Genomic DNA, 730 nt, shown 5'->3' on the forward strand with positions numbered 1-730 from the left:
GATTTATTCAACAAAGCCATGTCACCGACAGAATATAAAACCAGTATTATCAACGGCTCGGATGTGTCTGGATTATCCGTGGCGATTCACATATCCAGCATCTGTTACACGTTTGATGGCATTGCCGAATGCGTCTTTGATTTTGTAGTCGTGTGGCGTGCTAAATCCTCCTATGATGAATACTGTATGGATAAACAGAAATATCGATCGGTGCTTTTGATGAAGGCGGACCGACTCACAAACTTGTAAAGGCACTGAGGTAAAAGTGGATTTGAGTCGGCGGGTGCGGCGAGAAGTGACTAATCTCAAATCACACCCGCAGTCTGCTGAGATGGGCGGACTGTATCTGCCTCGTCGCCGGGGTTTTTTATTTAATGTTTTTAAAGATTCTGATCTTAGGGATTGCGTCAATAGCTTGATCGGCAGGTCACTAAGTGACAGAATTTGCACCGCCTGAAGCCGGAAGAGGCTGAAGAACTCAATAAATATTTGATACGGATGATGATATGTACGGAACCCGGTTATGACAAAACGAAAAATAGACCTTCTATTTATGTTTTTTGTGTTTGTTTCTATCATAATTTTTGTCTTTGGATACTATGCGATAAATAATGCGCAAGCATATGATTTGCCTAAGACTAATGGTGAATTTAATGAGTGGGAAATTACATCCTGTGAATCCAAAGATGGGTTTATTTATGCTTCAGGATGGGCGGCGCCTAAAGGTGCA

2 protein-coding genes are annotated in these 730 nt (G+C 41.9%); both read left to right on the forward strand.

All coding sequences use genetic code 11. The features are described from left to right. The coding region (locus HA41_RS21235) for a hypothetical protein (RefSeq protein WP_208612782.1) at window positions 1–249 on the forward strand (249 nt) is incomplete at its 5' end. Window positions 250–523: 274 nt separating this feature from the next. Next, on the forward strand, window positions 524–730 hold a 207-nt coding region (locus tag HA41_RS21240), incomplete at its 3' end, for a hypothetical protein (protein WP_208612783.1).

Source organism: Pantoea conspicua (assembly GCF_002095315.1).
In the GTDB taxonomy this organism is placed as follows: domain Bacteria; phylum Pseudomonadota; class Gammaproteobacteria; order Enterobacterales; family Enterobacteriaceae; genus Pantoea; species Pantoea conspicua.